Genomic DNA, 1,082 nt, shown 5'->3' with positions numbered 1-1,082 from the left:
CCCGAAGAGCCGGTGCGGTTCGCCCATGGTGAACTCGATTTCGGCGACGGTGCGATCGATCTCGGCCAGGCTCTCGGTCAGTGGCTTGCCCATCTCGGCAGTCGCGATGGCGGCCAGCATCGTTCGGCGCGTCGGCGCTGCGCTGGGCCCCGGTCAGCACCACGGGCACGGCGCCGTCGTAGGTGAGCTCCAGCCAGAGCGCGGTCTCCTCCATCGTGTCGGTCCCGTGGGTGACGACGATTCCGTCCGCGCCGGAGCCGGCCGCGTCGCGGACCGCGGCACCGATCCGGTCCCAGTCGGGCGGGGTCAGCTGCGAGCTGTCGACCGTCAGCGCGTCGACGACCTCGACGTCGAGCCCGGCGGTCAGATCGGCGCCGGACCGCGCCGGGCGCTTCACCCCGTCGGCGTCGGCGCTCGTCGAGATCGTGCCCCCGGTGGCGATGACGACGAGGCGACCCATGGGTGCGATTCTCGCGCACCGGCACTTTGCGATGATGGAGGCGTGACAGACGAATCGTCGAGCCCGGTCGAGCCCACCACCGGGGGGGAACCGGCTGCGACGCCTCCGCGGCGCCGACTGCGCCTGCTCCTCACCGTCGCGGGAGTGGTGCTCGTCCTGGACATCGTCACCAAGGTGCTCGCGGTCAAGCTGCTGACGCCGGGTCAGCCGGTGTCGATCATCGGCGACACGGTGACATGGACGCTGGTGCGCAACTCGGGTGCGGCGTTCTCGATGGCGACCGGTTACACCTGGGTGCTCACGCTGGTGGCCACCGGCGTGGTGATCGGCATCATCTGGATGGGCCGGCGGTTGGTGTCGCCGTGGTGGGCCGTCGGGCTGGGCTTGATCCTCGGCGGCGCGATGGGCAACCTCGTGGACCGGTTCTTCCGCTCGCCCGGCCCGCTGCGCGGTCACGTCGTCGACTTCCTGTCCATCGGGTGGTGGCCGGTGTTCAACGTGGCGGACCCGTCGGTCGTGGGCGGGGCGATCCTGCTGGTGGTGCTGTCGCTGTTCGGGTTCGATTTCGACACCGTCGGGAGGCGCCAGCCGGACGGCGGCGAGGACACCGTCGGGAGGCGCC

The 1,082-nt window shown here is 71.1% G+C and carries 2 protein-coding genes; one reads left to right on the top strand and one right to left on the bottom strand.

Annotated elements, in window-relative coordinates:
* A partial coding sequence (locus ASJ79_RS31570; RefSeq protein ID WP_369803759.1) for an asparaginase domain-containing protein occupies nucleotides 1-460 on the bottom strand: 460 nt, incomplete at its 3' end.
* A gap of 42 nt (nucleotides 461-502) precedes the next feature.
* Between ASJ79_RS31570 and lspA the strand changes: the two genes are divergently transcribed.
* A partial coding sequence (gene lspA / locus ASJ79_RS24490; RefSeq protein ID WP_067961094.1) for a signal peptidase II occupies nucleotides 503-1,082 on the top strand: 580 nt, incomplete at its 3' end.

This window comes from Mycobacterium sp. NAZ190054 (assembly GCF_001545925.1).
Taxonomy (GTDB): Bacteria; Actinomycetota; Actinomycetes; order Mycobacteriales; family Mycobacteriaceae; genus Mycobacterium.
This window is presented reverse-complemented; position numbering and strand designations above follow the sequence as displayed.